Source organism: Lentzea albidocapillata (genome assembly GCF_000719115.1).
Classification (GTDB): domain Bacteria; phylum Actinomycetota; class Actinomycetes; order Mycobacteriales; family Pseudonocardiaceae; genus Lentzea; species Lentzea albidocapillata.
Window position 1 is genome coordinate 137,724 of sequence record NZ_JOEA01000013.1, and the last position, 17,513, is coordinate 155,236.

A 17,513-nucleotide genomic window follows, 5' to 3' on the forward strand; every position below is an offset into this window, starting at 1 on the left:
GCTCCGTTCCGTCGTCACACGTGCAACAGATCGTGAAGGCATGAGCAAGATCGAGATCAAGACCCGCGGCCAGCTGGAGGCCATGCGCGCCTCCGGTCTGGTCGTGGCACGGGCGTTGCAGAACGTCGTGGACGCGGTGAAGCCCGGGGTGTCCACCTGGGACCTCGACGAGATCGCCGAGCAGACCATCCGCGACGCCGGCGCCGTCCCGTCCTTCAAGGGCTACCACGGCTTCCCGGCGAGCATCTGCGCGTCGGTGAACGAGCAGATCGTCCACGGCATCCCCAGCAGGACGCAGGTGCTGGCCGAGGGCGATCTGATCTCCATCGACTGCGGCGCGATCCTCGACGACTGGCACGGCGACTCGGCCGTGACGGTCGGCGTCGGCGAGCTGTCTCCCGCGGACCACAAGCTGTCCGAGGCGACCAGGCTGTCGATGCTCGCGGGCATCGAGGCCGCGCTGCCCGGCGGCCGGCTCACGGACATCTCGTTCGCCATCGAGTCCTCCGCCATCGAGTCGGGGGAGCGCGACGGCATCGAGTACGGCGTTGTCGCGGACTACGGCGGCCACGGCATCGGCTCCAAGATGCACATGGAGCCGTTCCTGCCGAACTTCGGCAAGCCCGGCAAGGGCCCGAGGCTCAAGGTCGGCATGGCCATCGCGATCGAGCCGATGCTCACGCTCGGCACGGACGACTCCCAGGAGCTGGAGGACGGCTGGACCGTCGTCACGCTCGACGGCACGCGTGCCGCCCACTGGGAGCACAGCGTCGCGATCACCGAGGACGGCCCCTGGGTGCTCACCGCACCCGAGTAAAGCCAAGCGCCCCAACGTTTTCGGACGTAGCCCCGTTCACCCTGCGGTGAACGGGGCTATTTCGTTTGTCAGGCCCGATACGGTCGAGGCTGACGAGCGAGTCCAATGCTTGGGGGCATTGTGGGGGTAACCCGTTTCGTCCTGTCCGCCCTTTTGATTCCACTTGCAGGCTGCGCTGCCTCTAAGCCGGCCACCGATCTCACCTACCAGGACGTGCCGGCGGAGCGGGTCGCCGACCGGATCTTCCTGGCCGACGCCATCGCCGCGGCGGAGGGCTGCCGACCACCGTTCTCCGACGTCATCGTGCGGCGTCCGAACTTCGTCAGTCCGCCGCCGGCCGTCGACGGCGGGTGCGGGGGAGACGCTCGTGCCACCGCGTCGTGGGAGTACGTCGACGCAGTGAGTCGCATCACGGTGCTGCACGACGTCGTCGTGCGGGAGTGGGACGTCCTGCTCCGGTCCGGGCCGGAGGCCGCCGAGACGCGGGCCACCGGGGCGACGTTGCTGCACTGTCTCGACCGCGCCGGGTTCACCCAGCGTGGGCCAGGCGATCCGAGCCCGGAGAGTTACGGCGTCGGATCCGGCGACGCCGCGCTCAGCAACGCAGCTCAGCAGTGTTCCGACGAGACCGGGTACGGATCGAGGACCGCTGCCCAGCGCCTGCGGACGCTGAAGTCGGTGCTCGGCAGGCACGAGTCCGAGATCAACGACATCGCGCGCCTGAAGCCGGTGCTCGAACGGGGTGTACAGCCCTCCACGGGCGCTGAGAGGACCCGATTTGGGTTGCCGCAGTGAGCTGCGTACACTGGTCAGGTGGCGCATCAGTCGCGCCGGTTCAGTCGTGCCCTCCGAGGTCAGATCGAACCGGGGTGGCGCGCGTCCAAAGGTTAATATCACCGTCACGAAACGCGGAGGACATGGGCAAGAAGGACGGGGCCATTGAGGTCGAGGGCCGCGTAGTCGAGCCGCTCCCCAACGCGATGTTCAGGGTCGAGTTGGAGAACGGTCACAAGGTACTCGCGCACATCAGCGGCAAGATGCGACAGCACTACATCCGCATCCTCCCTGAGGACCGGGTTGTCGTGGAGCTCTCGCCCTACGACCTGTCCCGCGGGCGCATCGTCTACCGCTACAAGTGACCTCCAGTAGCAGGAGATCTCAGGCGTGAAGGTTCAGCCGAGCGTCAAGAAGATCTGTGACAAGTGCAAGGTGATCCGCCGTCACGGCCGGGTCATGGTGATCTGCGAGAACCTGCGCCACAAGCAGCGCCAGGGCTGAGCAGTTCCACTCGCGCTCGTCGAGGTCTTTCGATGACGCAGTAACGAGAAACTCCTCGCACCTACCGCACGGGCTCCATGCGTGCGGACACCCCCGGATTCCAGGCCGGGGCCGGGACGCCGGCTGTGAGAGCAGCCGGAACGACAGACAGCGAGTCAGTCACCGGAATTGGGCGAGGAGCAGACCTGGAAGTAATCGACAGGAGTTAATCGCCACATGGCACGACTCGCTGGCGTCGACCTCCCCCGCGAAAAGCGGATGGAGATCGCGCTCACCTACATCTTCGGCATCGGTCGTACGCGCTCCAAGGAGCTGCTCACCGCCACGGAGATCTCCCCGGACCTCCGGGTGAAGGATCTGACGGACGACGACCTCGCCAAGCTGCGGGACCACATCGAGACGAACTACAAGGTCGAGGGTGACCTTCGCCGTGAGGTCGCGGCCGACATCCGTCGCAAGATGGAGATCGGCTGCTACGAGGGTCTTCGGCACCGTCGCGGCCTGCCCGTTCGTGGGCAGCGCACGAAGACGAACGCCCGTACCCGCAAGGGTCCGAAGAAGACCGTGGCCGGCAAGAAGAAGGCCGGCAAGAAGTAAGACCTCGCGTCTGCTGCCCTCAACTTAGGAGTTCGTTTTGCCACCCAAGTCCCGCACGGGCGCCGGGGTCAAGAAGATCCGGCGCAAGGAAAAGAAGAACGTCTCGCACGGCCAGGCGCACATCAAGAGCACGTTCAACAACACCATCGTGTCCATCACGGACCCGCTGGGCAACGTGATCAGCTGGGCGTCTGCCGGCCACGTGGGCTTCAAGGGCTCGCGCAAGTCCACGCCGTTCGCGGCGCAGATGGCTGCCGAGAACGCCGCCCGCAAGGCCGCCGAGCACGGCATGCGCAAGGTGGACGTGTTCGTCAAGGGTCCCGGCTCCGGCCGTGAGACCGCGATCCGTTCGCTGCAGGCCGCCGGTCTCGAGGTCGGCACCATCCAGGACGTGACCCCGCAGCCCCACAACGGCTGCCGCCCGCCCAAGCGGCGCCGGGTCTGAGGCACGGGGAGGAGTAAGAACTAATGGCTCGTTATACGGGACCCGCGACGCGCATCTCGCGTCGTCTGAAGGTTGACCTCGTTGGTGGGGACCAGGCCTTCGAGCGCCGTCCGTACCCGCCCGGCCAGCACGGTCGTGGCCGGGTCAAGGAGTCCGAGTACCTGCTGCAGCTCCAGGAGAAGCAGAAGGCTCGTTACACCTACGGCGTGCTCGAGAAGCAGTTCGTCCGTTACTACAAGGAAGCGGTTCGTCGCCCGGGTAAGACCGGCGAGAACCTGCTCCAGATCCTCGAGGCCCGCCTCGACAACGTGGTGTACCGCGCGGGCCTCGCCCGCACGCGTCGCCAGGCTCGCCAGCTGGTCGCGCACGGTCACTTCCTGGTCAACGGCCAGAAGGTGAACATCCCGAGCTACCAGGTGTCGAAGTTCGACATCATCGACGTGAAGCCGAAGTCCATGCCGACGCTGCCTTTCGAGGCTGCTCGCGCGTCCTTCGGTGACCGCCCGATTCCCGCTTGGCTGCAGGTCGTCTCCTCGAACCTGCGCATCCTCGTGCACCAGCTGCCCGAGCGCGCGCAGATCGACACGCCTGTCACCGAGCAGCTCATCGTCGAGCTCTACTCGAAGTGATCCTCTCCGAGCCACCGTCCTCCGGGCGGTGGCTCGGGTCGGGTCCCGCATCGGCGCGAAGGGTGTGCCGAGTGCGTTTGCCGGTCCTCGTGGCTGGCTGAAGTTGGCGGCGTCAAATAGCGGGCGTCGTTGTCGGAAAGGTAGAACCCAGTGCTGATTTCCCAGCGCCCCTCGCTCGCCGAGGAAGCGGTCTCCGAGACCCGTTCCCGGTTCGTCATCGAACCGCTGGAGCCGGGCTTCGGTTACACGCTCGGCAACTCGATTCGCCGCACGCTGCTCTCGTCGATCCCCGGTGCTGCTGTCACGAGCATCCGCATCGACGGCGTGCTGCACGAGTTCACCACGGTTCCCGGGGTGAAGGAGGACGTCACCGACGTCATCCTGAACCTCAAGGAGCTCGTCGTCTCGTCCGAAGAGGACGAGCCGGTGACCATGTACCTGCGCAAGCAGGGCCCCGGTGTGGTGACCGCGGGCGACATCGTGCCTCCGGCCGGTGTCACCGTGCACAACCCCGACCTGCACATCGCCACCCTGAACGGCAAGGGCAAGCTGGAGATCGAGCTCGTCGTCGAGCGCGGTCGCGGCTACGTCCCGGCTGTCCAGAACAAGCAGGCGGGCGCCGAGATCGGCCGCATCCCCGTCGACTCGATCTACTCGCCGGTTCTCAAGGTGACGTACAAGGTCGAGGCCACTCGTGTCGAGCAGCGTACGGACTTCGACAAGCTGATCCTCGACGTGGAGAGCAAGCCCTCGATCACTCCGAGGGACGCAGTTGCCTCCGCGGGTAAGACCCTGGTTGAGCTGTTCGGCCTCGCTCGCGAGCTGAACATCGACGCCGAGGGCATCGAGATCGGCCCGTCGCCGGCCGAGGCTGACACCATCGCCGCGTTCGCGATGCCTATCGAGGATCTGGACCTCACGGTCCGTTCCTACAACTGCTTGAAGCGGGAAGGCATCCACACCGTCGGCGAGCTCGTGTCGCGCAGCGAGGCGGACCTGCTGGACATCCGCAACTTCGGTGCGAAGTCGATCGACGAGGTCAAGATGAAGCTCGTCGGTCTCGGCCTCGCGCTGAAGGACTCGCCTCCTGGGTTCGACCCGTCCGCGGCTGCTGCCGACTACCACCCCGGTGACACGGGCTGGGGCGCCGGTACCGGCCTGGACCCGCACGACGACGGTCAGGACTACGCGGAGACCGAGCAGCTCTGACGCTCTGATTCAGAGCTAGAGGATCTCTTTTAGTAACTACAGGAGCAAGCGATGCCCACCCCTACCAAGGGCCCCCGGCTCGGTGGGTCTCCGGCGCACGAGCGGCTGCTGCTCGCCAACCTGGCGACGGCGTTGTTCCAGCACGGCCGGATCAAGACCACTGAGACGAAGGCGAAGCGGCTGCGTCCGTACGCCGAGAAGATCATTTCCAAGGCCAAGGCCGGCGACCTGCACAACCGTCGCGAGATCATGAAGCTGATCCGCGACAAGGACGTCGTGCACAAGCTGATCGCCGAGATCGGTCCGTTCTTCAGCGACCGTTCCGGTGGCTACACCCGCATCACCAAGACGCTGGCGCGCAAGGGCGACAACGCCCCCATGGCCATCATCGAGCTGGTGCAGCAGAAGCTCGTCTCCACCGAGGCCGAGGCTGCGCGCAAGACCAAGTTCGCCAAGGACGAGAAGCCGGCCGCCGAGGTCGTCGACCAGGACGCTGACGCGCCCGAGTCCGCGACGAAGGACGCCGCCGACGAGCCCGCCGAGGGCGCTGTCGAGGTTGACGGCGAGCCGTCGGCCGAGGATGTCAAGGCAGAAGAGGCCAAGGACAAGAAGGACGAGTCCTGAGCAGTTCTCCTGCTGACGAGCCCGTCGCTCCCCTTGCTGGGGGCGGCGGGCTTGTTCGTGTGCGGTTCGACCTCGGGTACGACGGGACCGAGTTCTCCGGATGGGCCCGGCAGCCCTCCCGGCGGACTGTCTGCGGCGTTCTCGAGGACACGCTGTCGATGGTGCTGCGGGAGGACGTCTCGCTGACCGTGGCCGGGCGCACCGATGCCGGGGTGCACGCCTCCGGGCAGGTCGCTCACGCCGATCTGCCTGCCTCCGTTGATGTTGCCGGGCTGCCGAAGCGGCTGGCTCGGGCGTTGCCTTCGGATGTCCGGGTGTTTGCCGCTCGGGTGGTGCCTGCTGCCTTTGACGCTAGGTTCTCTGCCTTGCGGCGGCACTACGAGTACCGGGTCGCGGATGCCGATTTCGGGGCGCATCCGTTGCGGCGGCTGGACACCCTTGCCTGGCCTCGTCCGCTGGACGTTTCCGCCATGAACGAGGCCGCGCGGCTTTTGTTGGGGGAACACGACTTCTGCGCGTTCTGCAAGCGGCGTGACGGGGCTACGACCATCCGGGAGCTGCAGCGGCTTGAGCTGGTGCGGTCTGAGGTGGATGGGGTGGTTACGGCGTTCGTGTCTGCTGATGCGTTCTGCCACTCGATGGTTCGGTCGCTCATTGGGGCGTTGCTGGCTGTTGGGGAGGGGCGGAAGGCGGTTGAGTGGCCTTCGTCGTTGTTGAGCCTTAGTGGGCGGGCTAGCGGGGTTACCGTGGCTCCTGCTCATGGGTTGTGCTTGGTGCGGGTGGATTTTCCTGGGGATGGGGAGTTGGCGGCTCGGGCTGAGGCGACTCGGCGGGTTCGTACGTTGGAGCGTTGACGCGTCGGTTGGGATGGGTTGCTGTTGCGGGCGTGTGGTTGCGCTGCTTCCTGGGGGACTCCGCCCCCCAGACCCCCCACAATCTGATCAAAGACCGGCCCGCGCCATGCGTGGGTTGATGGCACGCCTGTTGCCTTGGGCGGAGTTGCGTTGCTTAGAGGGTTGCGGTGGTGGGGACCACCCCACCCATGCCGTGCGGTAAGGACGGCTCGCCTGCGGCATCGCGGTTGAGTTGGCTTGCTTGCCCAGCGCCATCCCGCGTGCCATGCCCTGCCACGTCCCGGCTCGTGTCGAGCCTCGGCTCGCCCTGCCTTGCGCTGTTTCGCGCCGCCGTGACCTCGTCGGAGTGTCAGACCTGCTCTGTACGTTGGGTCGCGGGGGACCTTCCGCCAGGGGGTACCCCTGCGTCAGCCTGCCTGCCCTTCCGGAAAGGGAGGAGCCCCCGGAGGGGGGACCGAGGGCTCCATGGTGGTGCGGCTTGGCTAGATGTCGAGCGTCCACGAGTCGATGTGGCCCGTGTCCTGGCGGTAGAGGTCGCGGACCCTGAGCTGCCAGGTGCCGTTGGCGTCCTCTGCGGAGACGTTCACGGCGTAGGTGGCGTTGACGTCGTCAGCGCTGTCTGAGCCGTTGCTGACCTTAAGGACCTTCACCGTGCCCGAGGGGGCGATCAGAGACAGTTCCAGGTCGCCTCGGTAGGTGTGCTTGATGGCCACCTTCACGGAGCCGGTGGTGCTGGCCTTGCCGTTGCAGTCGGCGACCGTGATCGCGGACTTGACCTCGCTGGCGTCCGGGATGGCGGTGTCGGTGTCGTTGGTGACGGCCGGGCACTGGCCGGGCGGGTTGCCGGGGGCCGTGCCGGTGATCTGGAGGAGCTTGTTCGGGGAGCCGGTGCCTGGGTTCGTGACCACGTCGGAGCTGGCGTTCTCGACCAGGGCGTCGCGGACCTGCTGCGGGGTGGCCGTGGGGGACGAGCCGAGGAACACGGCTGCTGCGCCCACCACGTGCGGGGTGGCCATTGAGGTGCCGCTGATGGTGTTGGTGGCGTCGTCGTTGGTGTGCCAGGACGAGGTGATGTCGCGGCCTGGGGCGAAGATGTCGAGGCAGCTGCCGAGGTTCGAGAACGAGCTGCGGGCGTCGGTGCGGTCCGTTGAGCCGACGGTGATTGCCTCGGGGGTGCGGGCCGGTGAGGTGTTGCAGGCGTTGCCGCCGTTGTCGTTGCCTGCCGCCAGGCCGTAGGTGACGCCTGCGGCGATGGAGCGTTTCACGGCGTCGTCGACAGTCTGGTTGGCGCCGCCGCCCAGGGACATGTTGGCTACCGCGGGCTTGTTTGCGGGGCTGTTGGTCACCTGTTCGGTGACCCAGTCGATGCCGGCGATGACGCCCGCGAAGGTGCCGCCGCCGGAGCAGTTGAGGACTCGGACGCCTACCAGCTTCACGTCCTTGGCGACGCCGTACTTGGTGCCGCCCACGGTGCCCGCGACGTGGGTTCCGTGGCCGTTGCAGTCGGTGGCGTCGTTGTCGTTGTCGACGGTGTCCCTGCCGTGTACGGCGCGGCCGCCGAAGTCGGTGTGGGAGATGCGGATGCCGGTGTCGATGATGTACGCGGTGACGCCCGTGCCGCGGTTCGGGTAGGTGTAGCTGTTGTCCAGCGGGAGCGTGCGCTGGTCGATGCGGTCGAGGCCCCACGACGGGGTCGGGGTCTGCGTGTCGGAGACGCGGACCTCGCCGTCCTGTTCGACGTAGGCGACGGCCGGATCTGCTGCCAGGCGCTTGGCCTGGGTTTCGGACATCTGCGCCGAGAAACCGCGCAAAGCGGACTTGTAAGAGTGCTTCACCTTCGCGCCGTACTTAGCGCTGAGGTTATCCACGCTTGACGTGCCCATGTCCTTCAGCACGACGATGTAGTTGTCCTTGACCGCGTTGGACGCACCGAGGTTGCGAATCTCCCCCTCGGGCGCAGCGGTGGCGGAGACGGACGACAGGACGAGCGCAGTGCCCGCCACCAGCCCGATTCCAGCCGCTCGTCTGGCCCACGATTCTCCCATAGCAGCAAGCTCCCTCGTCGCAGGGTTGTGCAGGTGAGAGTTTTCTTAGTGGCGCGGACTGATTTCGCACAAGAAGGTCCACGAAATTGCCTTCGAATGCCGAATCAACAGATTTGGTCAGCTTTGTGAATTAGTTGGTGCTGCTGATCTCTTTACAAAACAATTGCGCCCCGAACGGTTGTCCGTTCGGGGCGCAAGTTTCGCCTATTTGCTGAGCGTCTCAATCGCCTCTGCGGACTGCTCCGAGGATCTGCTGCTCGGCCGGGGTCGTGTAGAGGCGCAGGTGCGCCCACATGTCCTGGCCCATCGCGATGACCTGGTCGTCCTTGAGCTGGGTGAGCTGCTGGAACATCTGCGGGCGCAGGCGCCACATCTGGCCGGCGAGCTGTGCCTGGCCCATCGGGAGGCGCTGCAGGAGCACGAGGTCCGCGTTGTTCGCCGTGGACGACGCCTGCGGGTGCAGGTACGGCAGCACGTACATCGTGGTCTGCCACGGCGCGCGCGGCGGGAACAGTTCCTGCGGGACGTGGCCGCCGTCGTGGATCACCAGCAGCGGCATGTCCTCGGTCGGGCGCGGGAGGTCCGCCGGGGACAGCCGGCGCAGCTGCACCAACTGGGACGGACGGCCGTCCGGACCTTGACCCGCGGCGCGCACGACCGGCTGCCATGCCTGCGGACGGCCCGTCGCGATGATGATCCACGCTCCGGTCGCCATGGCGCGCAACGCGATCTGGCGGGCCAGGTACAGGCCGCCGACGACCACCATGCGGGTCGGCGTCGGGCGCAGCACGGACACGCTGAGCGGCTCGCCCTTCGTGCCCTGGCCGAGCATCATGCCGCCGCGGTCACCGCTGGGGCTGACCAGGTCGAGCATGTCCGGCGACACCAGGAACTCCGGTGCCACCGCGCCGCGGCCGCGCGTGTCGAGCAGACGGGACGACGAGCTCATGCCACACCTCCCAGCGGCAGCGTCGCGGCGAGGCCCGCGAGCTGCATGCCCCGCAACGGGGTCAGCGTGATGTCGAGCTTGTCGCCCAGTTTGGACAACTGGTCCTCGGCGCGGTCCAGCTCGCTCGGCGTGCGGGCGCTCACCCGCACCAGGCCGCGCAGCGAGACCTGACCGTCCTCACGGGACGGGGAGATGGACATCGCGAGCGTCGACGAGAGAGCGCGCACACCGGTCAGTGCGTTCAGGTTGCCCTTGAGGCCCTTGGACGGCCAGCCGGTGATCGCGTAGCTCGCGTGACCGACGCCACCCGCGGTGACGCCCGCCCACTTCTCACGCAGCGACACGGGGTTCGTGTTGCCGACGGCCGCGGTGAGCTCGGCCGATGAGATCGCCGCGCGCAGCAGTTCGTCCGAGTCGAGCGGGCGGATCGTGACGCCCGCGGACTCCAGGGCGTTGCGGACGCGGGACAACGCGCCGATCAGCGCCCGGTGCGCGCCGACGACGCCGCCGCCGCGCTCCCGGATCGCCTCGCCGCAGCGGCGCGGGTCCAGCCGGACCGTGATCCACGTGGTGCGCCGGGCCGCCGCGGGCAGCGGGCCGAGCACCTCCATGTACGAGCTGATCGCCGGCGAGTTCGGCGGGAGTGCCGCGCTGCCGGGGTAGCAGTGCCAGATCACGGTGATCGCGTCCAGCACGACACCGCGGTCTTCGAGGCACGGGGTGAGCGCTCCCAGAGGCAGCGACGGTGCCGAGCCGACCGCGGAGATCAGCGGCGGCGTCGGGTCGACGAGCAGCACCGCGGTCCACACGCCCTCGTGCCACGACAGCGCGAGCGGACGGCGTTCGTGGTCGACGCCCTTCGCGATCACCAGGTCCGGGATCGCGAGTCGCAGCAACGCGACGCGCGGGTCCTCCGGGCCGAGCACCTGCATCTCGTCGTCACCGGGCTTGGACTCTTGCGGGTCCAGGCGCTTCGCGGTGCGGCTGTGCGACCGGAAGTTGTAGCGCATCCGGACGCCGATCCACTGGGTGAGCCAGCGACCACGCGATCGGGTGAACGCCAGGATCAGTGCGATGAGGAGCACACCGCCGGCGATCGAGACCGAGACGACGTTCAGCGCGTCGCCCTGCTTGACGCCCATGAGGGTGAGCACGAGGAGTGCGATCGCGAGACCGACCTCGATCGTGACTACGTTGGAAACCGGCAACGAACCGAGGCTGGCGCCGGAGGTGCTGCGACGGACACGCCCGACCGGGCGGGGCGGCGCAGGTGCCTGCTGGCCAGGACCCTTGGATCCCTGCGGCCGTGCCATCCCTGGGTTGGGCCGGGGCGGATGTGGAGTGGTCACGGACATCCGTTGTGGTCTCTTTCCCCTCGATGGTCGGCGGGCTTGGCGAACCGGCCCACGGAGCAACCTGCGTCCGGCTATCCTGCCGAACCGTACCGCGACTGGGAGAGCAGCGAGCCGAGAATGGCATCAACACCCACCACCAAGTCACAGGTCCAGGCCTACCGATTCGTCCTGCAGCGGATGCAGTCCGCGCTTGTCCGCAGAGACGCGGTCATGCTGCACGACCCGATGCGCAACCACTCGCGCGCGACAGCGGTGGGTGTGGTCCTCGGTGTCGTCGGTCTGCTGGGCTTCCTCATCGTCGGGCTTTTCAGCCCGGCGCCGAAGCTCGACACCGAGACACAGATCGCCATCAGCAAGGAGACCGGCCAGGTCTACGTGGTCGACAACGCGCCGCGGCGGCTGATCCCGATGACGAACCTGGCCTCCGCCCGGCTGCTCTGGTACTCGCGCAACAGCCCCGACGCGCAGCAGGGCCAGGGCGGCGGCGACGCACCGGCCGGCACGGCGGGCGGTCAGCAGGAGGCGGCCGGCGGGACCCCGAAGCTGGTGAGTGAGAAGGCTCTCGCGAACCTGCCGCGCGGCCGGCTGACCGGCCTGCCGGACGCTCCGGACGTGCTGCCGAACGCGAACCTCCGCATCGACGCGCAGTGGTCCGTCTGCGACACGCTCGACCTGGACGAGTTCCGTGAGAACCAGGCGGCGGAGAACCAGATCAAGACCTCCGTCGTCGCCGGTGTGAGCGGCGGCAACCCCGAACTGGGCGACGAGGCGATTCTGGTGCAGCAGCGCACCGGCGCCAAGAAGGCGTACCTGATCTACAAGAAGCCCAAGGATCTGGGCAACATCTCGTCGTCGACGGTCCGCGCCGAAGTGGACCTCAAGAACGACAAGGTGATGAACGCCCTCAAGCTGAAGGGCAAGCAGCCGCGCGCGATCAGCACGGCGATGCTGAACGCGATCCCCGAGGTCGCCCCGCTGATCGCGCCGGTCATCGCCGACCAGGGCAAGAAGGCGACCTACGTCACCGAGACGAACGTGAACATCGGCGAGGTCGTCGAGGTGAACCTGACCGGCACCGCGACGTACATGGTGGCGCTCAAGGACGGCTTCCAGGAGGTCGACCAGACCGTCGGCGACCTGCTGCGCTGGTCGTACTCGAACAACCAGAAGTCGATCCCGCTCACGCCGAACGCGGTCGTGGACCACAGGGACCCGAAGTCCCCGCTCAAGCTCGACTCGTACCCGGAGCGGATTCCGACGACGCTCGAGGCGAACCCCGGCAACACCGTGTTGTGCCTGGGCTGGAAGGCCGACAACTACACGGAGAACACCAAGGCCGAGCACACCTCCGTGACGATCGGCTCCAAGCTGCCCGGTCCGAAGGAGATGACCCCGGTCGAGTTGAACGCGACGGGCGCGACGGGCGAGATCCTCGACGAGTTCCTGATGCTGCCGGGCAAGGCCGCCGTCGTGCGGGCGAGCCAGGGCAAGGGCGACTTCGGGACCGGGCCTGTGCAGGTCGTCACGGGCCGCGGCGTCCGCTACGGCGTCCCGGACGCGGCGACCGCGACGGCGTTGGGTCTTACCGGGACGTTCCCGCCGGCACCGAACCAGATCCTGAGCCTGTTGCCGATGGGACCGCAGCTCAACAAGAACGAGGCGAACCGCAGCTACGACTCGATCCTCGCGCCCAAGGGCACCATCAAGGATCCGCAGGCCGCGCAGAAGTAGCGGAACCGCGCCGGGTGTATCACCGTCGAATGTGGACAAGGTGTGGCGGCCAGTGAGTGCCGTCACACCAGGCACCCGGAAGTTGTTTGGGGGACGAGTTGTGGCCGGTCGTATCAGCGTCGACGCCGAGTGGCTGGAGAAGTACGCCGATCGGATCGACGGCACGACGGACGATCTGAGGCGGGTGCGGGACGCCATGAAGGTGTCCCCGCTGCGCCCGCAGTCGTTCGGCGAGATCGGCAGAACCGTCGGTACGGCCCAGGGTTACGCGCGTGCGGCCGAGCTGCTCAACTCGCAGCTCGCCCGTGCCTGCGACACGCTCGACGCGGCCGCCAAGGGCCTGCACGCCGTCGCCGGTGCACACGGCAGGGGCGATGACGACGCCCTGCAGGCGATCAAGAAGGCCGACCGGCGGTAGGGGGAGCTGTGATGGCCAAGGACGGCAAGCAGATCGCGGCCGAGGTCGGTCCCGAGCTCGACTACCTCTCGCAGGTCAGCCGCAAACTCGGTGTCGTGGACCTCGTGCACGACTTCTTCGACCCGCTGGTGGGCGACTGGAACGACCTGCGCGAGGAAGCCGAACGCTGGCGCAAGGCCGCGAAGGTGACCGAGGCGGTCAACAAACACGTCACGGCGCCACTGGGCGGGGTCGACGCGCGGTGGGAGGGCAAGGACGCCGACGCGTTCCTCGAGCACATGCGCAAGGTGGGGCTCGCGGGCGGCGACATGTCCGACGCGATGAACGCCATGGCGGACGCGCTGGAGGAGACCGCGGACGGCGTGCGCGTCATCGTGCAGGACATGGCGCACGTGCTGGCCGACGCCGCCGACTCGGTGTCCGGCACGGCCTCGCTGCCGCTGGACGGCGACGAGCGCGCGATCAGGCACATCGAGGAGCTCAAGGATCCCGTCCGCGAACTGCACGAGTCCGCGCGGCAGGTGCTGGAGGCGTTCCTGAAGCTGTGCGACGGGGTGTCCGGTGACGCGGCCGGCTTCGGTGACGTGCGGATGGAGCACAGGTATCCCGACAAGGACTGGACCTACGCGGCGCCCGCCAAGCCGGAGACCAAGATGCCGGAACCGGCCAGGACCTCGGCCACTGCCGCCGCGAGCACCGGTGCCTCGTCGGGCGGTGGCGGCGGCGGGGTCGGCGGTGGCGGGGTTGGTGGCGGTGGTTCAGTCGGTGCGCCGGCCGCCGCGACACCGCAGCCGATGCAGTTCGGTGGCGCCACAGGCGTCGCTGAACAGGTACCGCTCGCGGACAAGGGTGCTGGGGCGGCTCCGGCCGCCGCGGCCGCTGGTGGCCGTCCTGGGGCCGCTCCCGGCGGCGCGATGATGGGCGGCATGCCGATGATGGGTGGCATGGGCGGCGGTCAGCAGGGCGGCGACAAGGAGCACAAGCCGAAGCAGCGGATCACCGGCTCGATCGAGGACCTGCTCGGCAAGCCCAAGAAGGCCGCGCCGAAGACGATCGGCGACGACGACTGAAAGCTTTCCGGAACAACGAGAACGGCCCCGCCGAATCGGCGGGGCCGTTCTCGTTGTTCAGCAGCTCGGAATGTTGTGGATGATTCCTCCGACGTTGCCGCCCGCGGTCCAGCCGGTCACGCCGGTGCGGTTGTTCCGGTGGTGGATCCAGTAGAGCACCGCGGTCGAGCCCTTGCCCGTCGGCCCGAACTTGCCGCAGTAGGCGGTCAGGCCCTGTCCGATGTAACCGAGGCCGACCCTGGTGGAGTCACCGTGTGCGGAAGCACGGATGCTCGCGCCCTGCACCTGGTAGTCCCTCTGAACCGCGGCGGATGCCGGCATCGCGGTGAGCGTCATGCCTGCCAGAGCAGCCACGGTCACGGCAATGATTCGTTTTGTCACCAAACCCCCAATAAAGCGACAATCTTTCGATGTGATGACCATCGTAGAGGGGGAATTGCATCATTTTCGGGGTTTCGCCGGAAAACCCGTCCACGAATACGGCGCACAACGTGAACGGCTCCACAGGACACTGTCCTGCGGAGCCGTTCACGTTGTCGAGGAGCCGAGCCCGTCAGGCCGGGCGGCCGCGCTTGCGGTTCAGCGAGTTGCGCACGATCAACGTGAGCAACAGCAACCCGCCGCCGGCGCCGATGCCCGACAACGCCACGATGATCGGCGGCCAGTCCAGCCCCGGCGGCGGGGTGACGGCCGTGTTCATCTCCTTGGACTGCTCCTTCTGGAAGCCCTTGGACTCACCGGGCAGCACCGCGGTCAGCGCGGCGACGGGGTTGATCATCCCGAAGCCGATCTTGTTGTCCTTTCCGGACACGTTGCCGGGGTGCAGGGCCGTGGCCTTGATGCGGTCCATCACCTGGCGTGCGTTGAGGTTCGGGAACCGTTCACGCACCAGCGCCGTGATGCCGGAGACGTACGGGGCCGCGAAGCTCGTGCCCTTGATGTCCTGCACGCCCTGCGCGGTGACGTTCGCGTTGGTCAGGCCAGTGCCCTTGGGGTCGACGGAGATGATCTCCTCGCCCGGTGCGGCGATGCTGACCCACGGGCCCCAGACGCTGAACGCCGAGACCTCGCCGGAGCGGGCGATCGACGCCACGGACAGCACGTCGTTCGCGAACCACGCGGGCGACGAGACCGAGTTGACGTTGGTGGGGTCCAGGTTGTTGTTCTGCGCGGCGCAGCCGGTGCCCTGGTCGCTGAGGTTGCCGGCCGCCGTGACGATCACCACGTTCTTGACGTCCACCGCGTACCTGATGGCGGCCTGCAGCTTCTGGTCGTCCGCGCTGAATCCCTTGGGACTGCTGCAGTTCGTCAGCGAGATGTTGATGACCTTGGCGTCCTGGTTCGCCGCGCGGACGATGGCCTGCGCCAGCGTGCCGACCTTGCCGGCTGACGCGCGCTTCTCGGTGGTCGCGTTGCCCTCGAACTCGAAGCGGTCGCTGGTCTGGCGGATCGCCAGGATCGTCGCCTCCGGTGCGGCGCCGATGAAGTCGCCCTCGGTCTTGGCCGCGGCGGCGACACCGGCGACTTCGGTGCCGTGGCCGTCGCAGTCGTCAATGCCGTTCTGGTTGGAGACGTAGTCTCCGCCGCCCTGGACCCTGCCGCCGAAGCGCGGGTTGCGCGGGTCGACACCGGTGTCGATGATCGCGATCTTGATGCCCTTGCCGGTGGCGAACCTGTGCGCCTGGTCCAGGTTCAGGTAGACCTGGCCCCAGGGCATGTACTCGATCAGTTCGCTCTTGGTGTCGGACTCCACGCACCCCTTCGAGGTCCGCTTGTACGGCACGTCGGGCTTGCCCTCGTCCGCCGGGGGCTGCGTGCCCTCGGGCAGGTCCGGCGGCACCGAGTTCGGGCGTGCGGCCGCCGGTGTGGAGGACGGCTGAGCGGAGGCCTGCGGCAGCGTCCCCGTCAGCAGAAGCAGTCCGGCGGTCGCTGCCGCCGTGGTGCGCCTGATGCCGGTCCTCATAGCGTGATCAAGCCTCGGAACACCTGGTACATGTCCATGACCGCCAGTGCCAGCGGCAGCACGGAGGCGATCAGGATCGCCTCGATGATGTCGACGGTGCGGCGCAACGGCGGCGAGAACTTCTGGCCGGGGAAGATCACACCGAGCACCAGCGCGAGCGCGCCCAGCAGCAGCAGCGCGCCGAAGACGAACGCGATGCGGTCGAACGAGGTCGACGCGATCAGCCAGCCGATCAGGATGCCCGCGCTGGCGAACATGCCGGTCGACAGCAAGGCGACGGCCTGCGCGCCGTTCGCGTACGCCCGGCCGCGCATCATCAGCACGATCGCGACGACCACGCCGTAGATCGGGCCCCAGATCGTGTCGGCGCCCGCGGCGACGATGGCGGCCAGTGCCGCGACCACGCCGGTGCCGATGATCATGCCCGTCAGGTACTCGTGCGCGACGGCCGTGCGACGCTCGATGACCGCGTACTCCGGGAAGCCGCTGTCCTCCTTGAGGTCCTCGGCGTTCGTCGGCACGACGGGCGGCGGGATCTTGGCCAGCTGCAGCGTGAGCCTCGGCAGCATCGACAGCGCGGCGAGCGCCACGGCGCCGGTCGCGGCGGCCACGCCGGACAGCGGGTGCTCGACGAACGTCGCGACGAGGAACGCCAGCGCCACGAGGGTGCCGCCGGTCGCCGCGGCGATGAACACCGTGATGCCCTGGCCGATCAGCAGGATGCCGCCCCACGCGAAGATCATCATCAGCGCGGACGCGAGCAGCATCTTCGGGTTGAAGCCGACGCCGGGCACGGCGTGGAAGCCCGCGACGAACGCCAGCGGCAGCGAGCCGCACGCGGCGATCAGTACACCGGTCGACGCCGAGCTGTACGCCCGCGAGATCGTCGCGCCCGCCGCCAGCATGGCGATCGCGCCGACACCACCGGCGATCGCGGCGGCGAGACCGCTGCCGGAACCGCCCTGCGTGATCGGGCCGGACAGGAACAACGCCACCGCGGACGCGATCAGCGCGATCGCGCCGGCCAGGTGACCGAACCGCTGCGCGGTCTCCTTGGTCCATGGCCGGAAGGAGTCCGGATCGGACTCCGCGATCGCGTCGACGACGTCGTCGTACAACGGCGGCGGCGGATTCTCGTTGCGGCGCCGCAACTGCAGCAGCTCGCCGTCGACGACGCCGAGCGAAGCAAGCGTGCGCGCCGGGTCGAGCGGGCTGTCGCCGAGCTTGGCGAGGCACCAGCCACCGTGCCGCACGCCGCCGTCCGGAGTGGCCTCTCTCGCCATGTCCAGCAACATCGGCAGGAGATCGGCCACCGCCACGTCGGCAGGCAGCGCGACGTCGATACGCGTTCGAGGTGCCACCACCGTGACACGGCTGAACACCGTCGTACCGGTCGCCACCAGGGCCCCCTAAGTCAGATCAGCACTTGCAAACGATGTGCCCGACCCTATTGGTCCACCTGGACGGTCGGCGGGCGGCCCTAGTATGGCCGGACCGACGCCTCTTGCACGTGTGGTTCGCAGAACACG

General features: G+C 67.9%; 19 protein-coding genes. 13 read left to right on the forward strand and 6 right to left on the reverse strand.

Annotation, left to right across the window (positions count from 1 at the left end; translation table 11 throughout):
- The first annotated feature begins 40 nt into the window (after nt 1–40).
- The 10 genes from map to truA all read left to right on the forward strand — a co-directional run bounded on the left by map (nt 41) and on the right by truA (nt 6,453).
- Complete coding sequence (gene map, locus IG04_RS0120695; RefSeq protein WP_030478317.1) at nt 41–817, forward strand: type I methionyl aminopeptidase; 777 nt, start codon at nt 41–43, stop codon at nt 815–817.
- A gap of 213 nt (nt 818–1,030) precedes the next feature.
- A complete protein-coding gene (locus IG04_RS0120700; RefSeq protein ID WP_030478318.1) occupies nt 1,031–1,612 on the forward strand; it encodes a hypothetical protein in 582 nt (193 codons plus the stop codon).
- Nucleotides 1,613–1,734: 122 nt separating this feature from the next.
- Nucleotides 1,735–1,956: a translation initiation factor IF-1 gene (infA, locus tag IG04_RS0120705; RefSeq protein ID WP_005166804.1), complete on the forward strand. Its 222-nt coding sequence runs from the start codon at nt 1,735–1,737 to the stop codon at nt 1,954–1,956.
- Between the two features lie 25 nt (nt 1,957–1,981).
- On the forward strand, nt 1,982–2,095 hold the full coding sequence (gene rpmJ, locus IG04_RS0120710; RefSeq protein WP_010148647.1) for a 50S ribosomal protein L36: 114 nt from the start codon (nt 1,982–1,984) through the stop codon (nt 2,093–2,095).
- A gap of 216 nt (nt 2,096–2,311) precedes the next feature.
- Nucleotides 2,312–2,692 carry a 30S ribosomal protein S13 gene (gene rpsM / locus IG04_RS0120715; RefSeq protein WP_030478319.1) on the forward strand — a complete coding sequence of 127 codons (381 nt, stop codon included), beginning with the start codon at nt 2,312–2,314 and terminating at the stop codon, nt 2,690–2,692.
- 37 nt (nt 2,693–2,729) lie between these two features.
- A complete protein-coding gene (gene rpsK, locus IG04_RS0120720) occupies nt 2,730–3,137 on the forward strand; it encodes a 30S ribosomal protein S11 (RefSeq protein WP_030478320.1) in 408 nt (135 codons plus the stop codon).
- Between the two features lie 23 nt (nt 3,138–3,160).
- Entirely contained in the window at nt 3,161–3,766 is a 606-nt protein-coding gene (gene rpsD, locus IG04_RS0120725; protein WP_030478321.1) for a 30S ribosomal protein S4, read from the forward strand.
- A gap of 150 nt (nt 3,767–3,916) precedes the next feature.
- Nucleotides 3,917–4,975: a DNA-directed RNA polymerase subunit alpha gene (locus tag IG04_RS0120730; protein ID WP_030478322.1), complete on the forward strand. Its 1,059-nt coding sequence runs from the start codon at nt 3,917–3,919 to the stop codon at nt 4,973–4,975.
- A 51-nt stretch (nt 4,976–5,026) separates the two neighbouring features.
- On the forward strand, nt 5,027–5,599 hold the full coding sequence (rplQ, locus tag IG04_RS0120735) for a 50S ribosomal protein L17 (RefSeq protein WP_030478323.1): 573 nt from the start codon (nt 5,027–5,029) through the stop codon (nt 5,597–5,599).
- 59 nt (nt 5,600–5,658) lie between these two features.
- Nucleotides 5,659–6,453: a tRNA pseudouridine(38-40) synthase TruA gene (truA, locus tag IG04_RS0120740; RefSeq protein WP_211257786.1), complete on the forward strand. Its 795-nt coding sequence runs from the start codon at nt 5,659–5,661 to the stop codon at nt 6,451–6,453.
- Nucleotides 6,454–6,935: 482 nt separating this feature from the next.
- Here truA and IG04_RS0120745 read toward each other — a convergent pair whose 3' ends face one another.
- The 3 genes from IG04_RS0120745 to eccE all read right to left on the reverse strand — a co-directional run bounded on the left by IG04_RS0120745 (nt 6,936) and on the right by eccE (nt 10,760).
- Nucleotides 6,936–8,498 (reverse strand): S8 family peptidase, encoded by a 1,563-nt coding sequence (locus IG04_RS0120745; RefSeq protein WP_030478325.1) that lies wholly within the window; start codon nt 8,496–8,498, stop codon nt 6,936–6,938.
- 220 nt (nt 8,499–8,718) lie between these two features.
- Nucleotides 8,719–9,447: a hypothetical protein gene (locus tag IG04_RS0120750; protein WP_030478326.1), complete on the reverse strand. Its 729-nt coding sequence runs from the start codon at nt 9,445–9,447 to the stop codon at nt 8,719–8,721.
- A complete protein-coding gene (gene eccE / locus IG04_RS0120755) occupies nt 9,444–10,760 on the reverse strand; it encodes a type VII secretion protein EccE (RefSeq protein ID WP_420843950.1) in 1,317 nt (438 codons plus the stop codon). Before eccE ends, IG04_RS0120750 begins: the two co-directional genes overlap by 4 nt.
- Nucleotides 10,761–10,919: 159 nt before the next feature.
- Here eccE and eccB point away from each other — a divergent pair, with 159 nt between their 5' ends.
- From eccB to IG04_RS44110, 3 genes are all read left to right on the forward strand, one after another.
- A complete protein-coding gene (eccB, locus tag IG04_RS0120760; protein WP_030478328.1) occupies nt 10,920–12,533 on the forward strand; it encodes a type VII secretion protein EccB in 1,614 nt (537 codons plus the stop codon).
- Between the two features lie 100 nt (nt 12,534–12,633).
- Nucleotides 12,634–12,951: a type VII secretion target gene (locus IG04_RS0120765; RefSeq protein ID WP_245815886.1), complete on the forward strand. Its 318-nt coding sequence runs from the start codon at nt 12,634–12,636 to the stop codon at nt 12,949–12,951.
- Nucleotides 12,952–12,962: 11 nt separating this feature from the next.
- Nucleotides 12,963–14,021 carry a WXG100 family type VII secretion target gene (locus IG04_RS44110; RefSeq protein ID WP_051770293.1) on the forward strand — a complete coding sequence of 353 codons (1,059 nt, stop codon included), beginning with the start codon at nt 12,963–12,965 and terminating at the stop codon, nt 14,019–14,021.
- A 57-nt stretch (nt 14,022–14,078) separates the two neighbouring features.
- On the opposite strand, the gene IG04_RS0120775 is transcribed toward IG04_RS44110, so the two are convergent.
- From IG04_RS0120775 to eccD, 3 genes are all read right to left on the reverse strand, one after another.
- Nucleotides 14,079–14,375, reverse strand: coding sequence for a hypothetical protein (locus tag IG04_RS0120775; RefSeq protein ID WP_144065189.1), 297 nt, complete (start codon nt 14,373–14,375; stop codon nt 14,079–14,081).
- A 199-nt stretch (nt 14,376–14,574) separates the two neighbouring features.
- Entirely contained in the window at nt 14,575–15,984 is a 1,410-nt protein-coding gene (gene mycP, locus IG04_RS0120780) for a type VII secretion-associated serine protease mycosin (RefSeq protein WP_030478332.1), read from the reverse strand.
- Entirely contained in the window at nt 15,981–17,384 is a 1,404-nt protein-coding gene (eccD, locus tag IG04_RS0120785) for a type VII secretion integral membrane protein EccD (RefSeq protein WP_030478333.1), read from the reverse strand. Before eccD ends, mycP begins: the two co-directional genes overlap by 4 nt.
- Nucleotides 17,385–17,513: the final 129 nt, after the last annotated feature.

Bases quoted from the DNA above. Each gene is read 5' to 3' on its own strand.
- eccE (WP_420843950.1), bottom strand. From the start codon at position 10,760: ATGGCACGGCCGCAGGGATCCAAGGGTCCTGGCCAGCAGGCACCTGCG.
- IG04_RS44110 (WP_051770293.1), top strand. From the start codon at position 12,963: ATGGCCAAGGACGGCAAGCAGATCGCGGCCGAGGTCGGTCCCGAGCTC.
- mycP (WP_030478332.1), bottom strand. From the start codon at position 15,984: ATGAGGACCGGCATCAGGCGCACCACGGCGGCAGCGACCGCCGGACTG.
- rpsM (WP_030478319.1), top strand. From the start codon at position 2,312: ATGGCACGACTCGCTGGCGTCGACCTCCCCCGCGAAAAGCGGATGGAG.
- IG04_RS0120750 (WP_030478326.1), bottom strand. From the start codon at position 9,447: ATGAGCTCGTCGTCCCGTCTGCTCGACACGCGCGGCCGCGGCGCGGTG.
- rpsD (WP_030478321.1), top strand. From the start codon at position 3,161: ATGGCTCGTTATACGGGACCCGCGACGCGCATCTCGCGTCGTCTGAAG.
- IG04_RS0120745 (WP_030478325.1), bottom strand. From the start codon at position 8,498: ATGGGAGAATCGTGGGCCAGACGAGCGGCTGGAATCGGGCTGGTGGCG.
- map (WP_030478317.1), top strand. From the start codon at position 41: ATGAGCAAGATCGAGATCAAGACCCGCGGCCAGCTGGAGGCCATGCGC.
- infA (WP_005166804.1), top strand. From the start codon at position 1,735: ATGGGCAAGAAGGACGGGGCCATTGAGGTCGAGGGCCGCGTAGTCGAG.
- rplQ (WP_030478323.1), top strand. From the start codon at position 5,027: ATGCCCACCCCTACCAAGGGCCCCCGGCTCGGTGGGTCTCCGGCGCAC.
- eccB (WP_030478328.1), top strand. From the start codon at position 10,920: ATGGCATCAACACCCACCACCAAGTCACAGGTCCAGGCCTACCGATTC.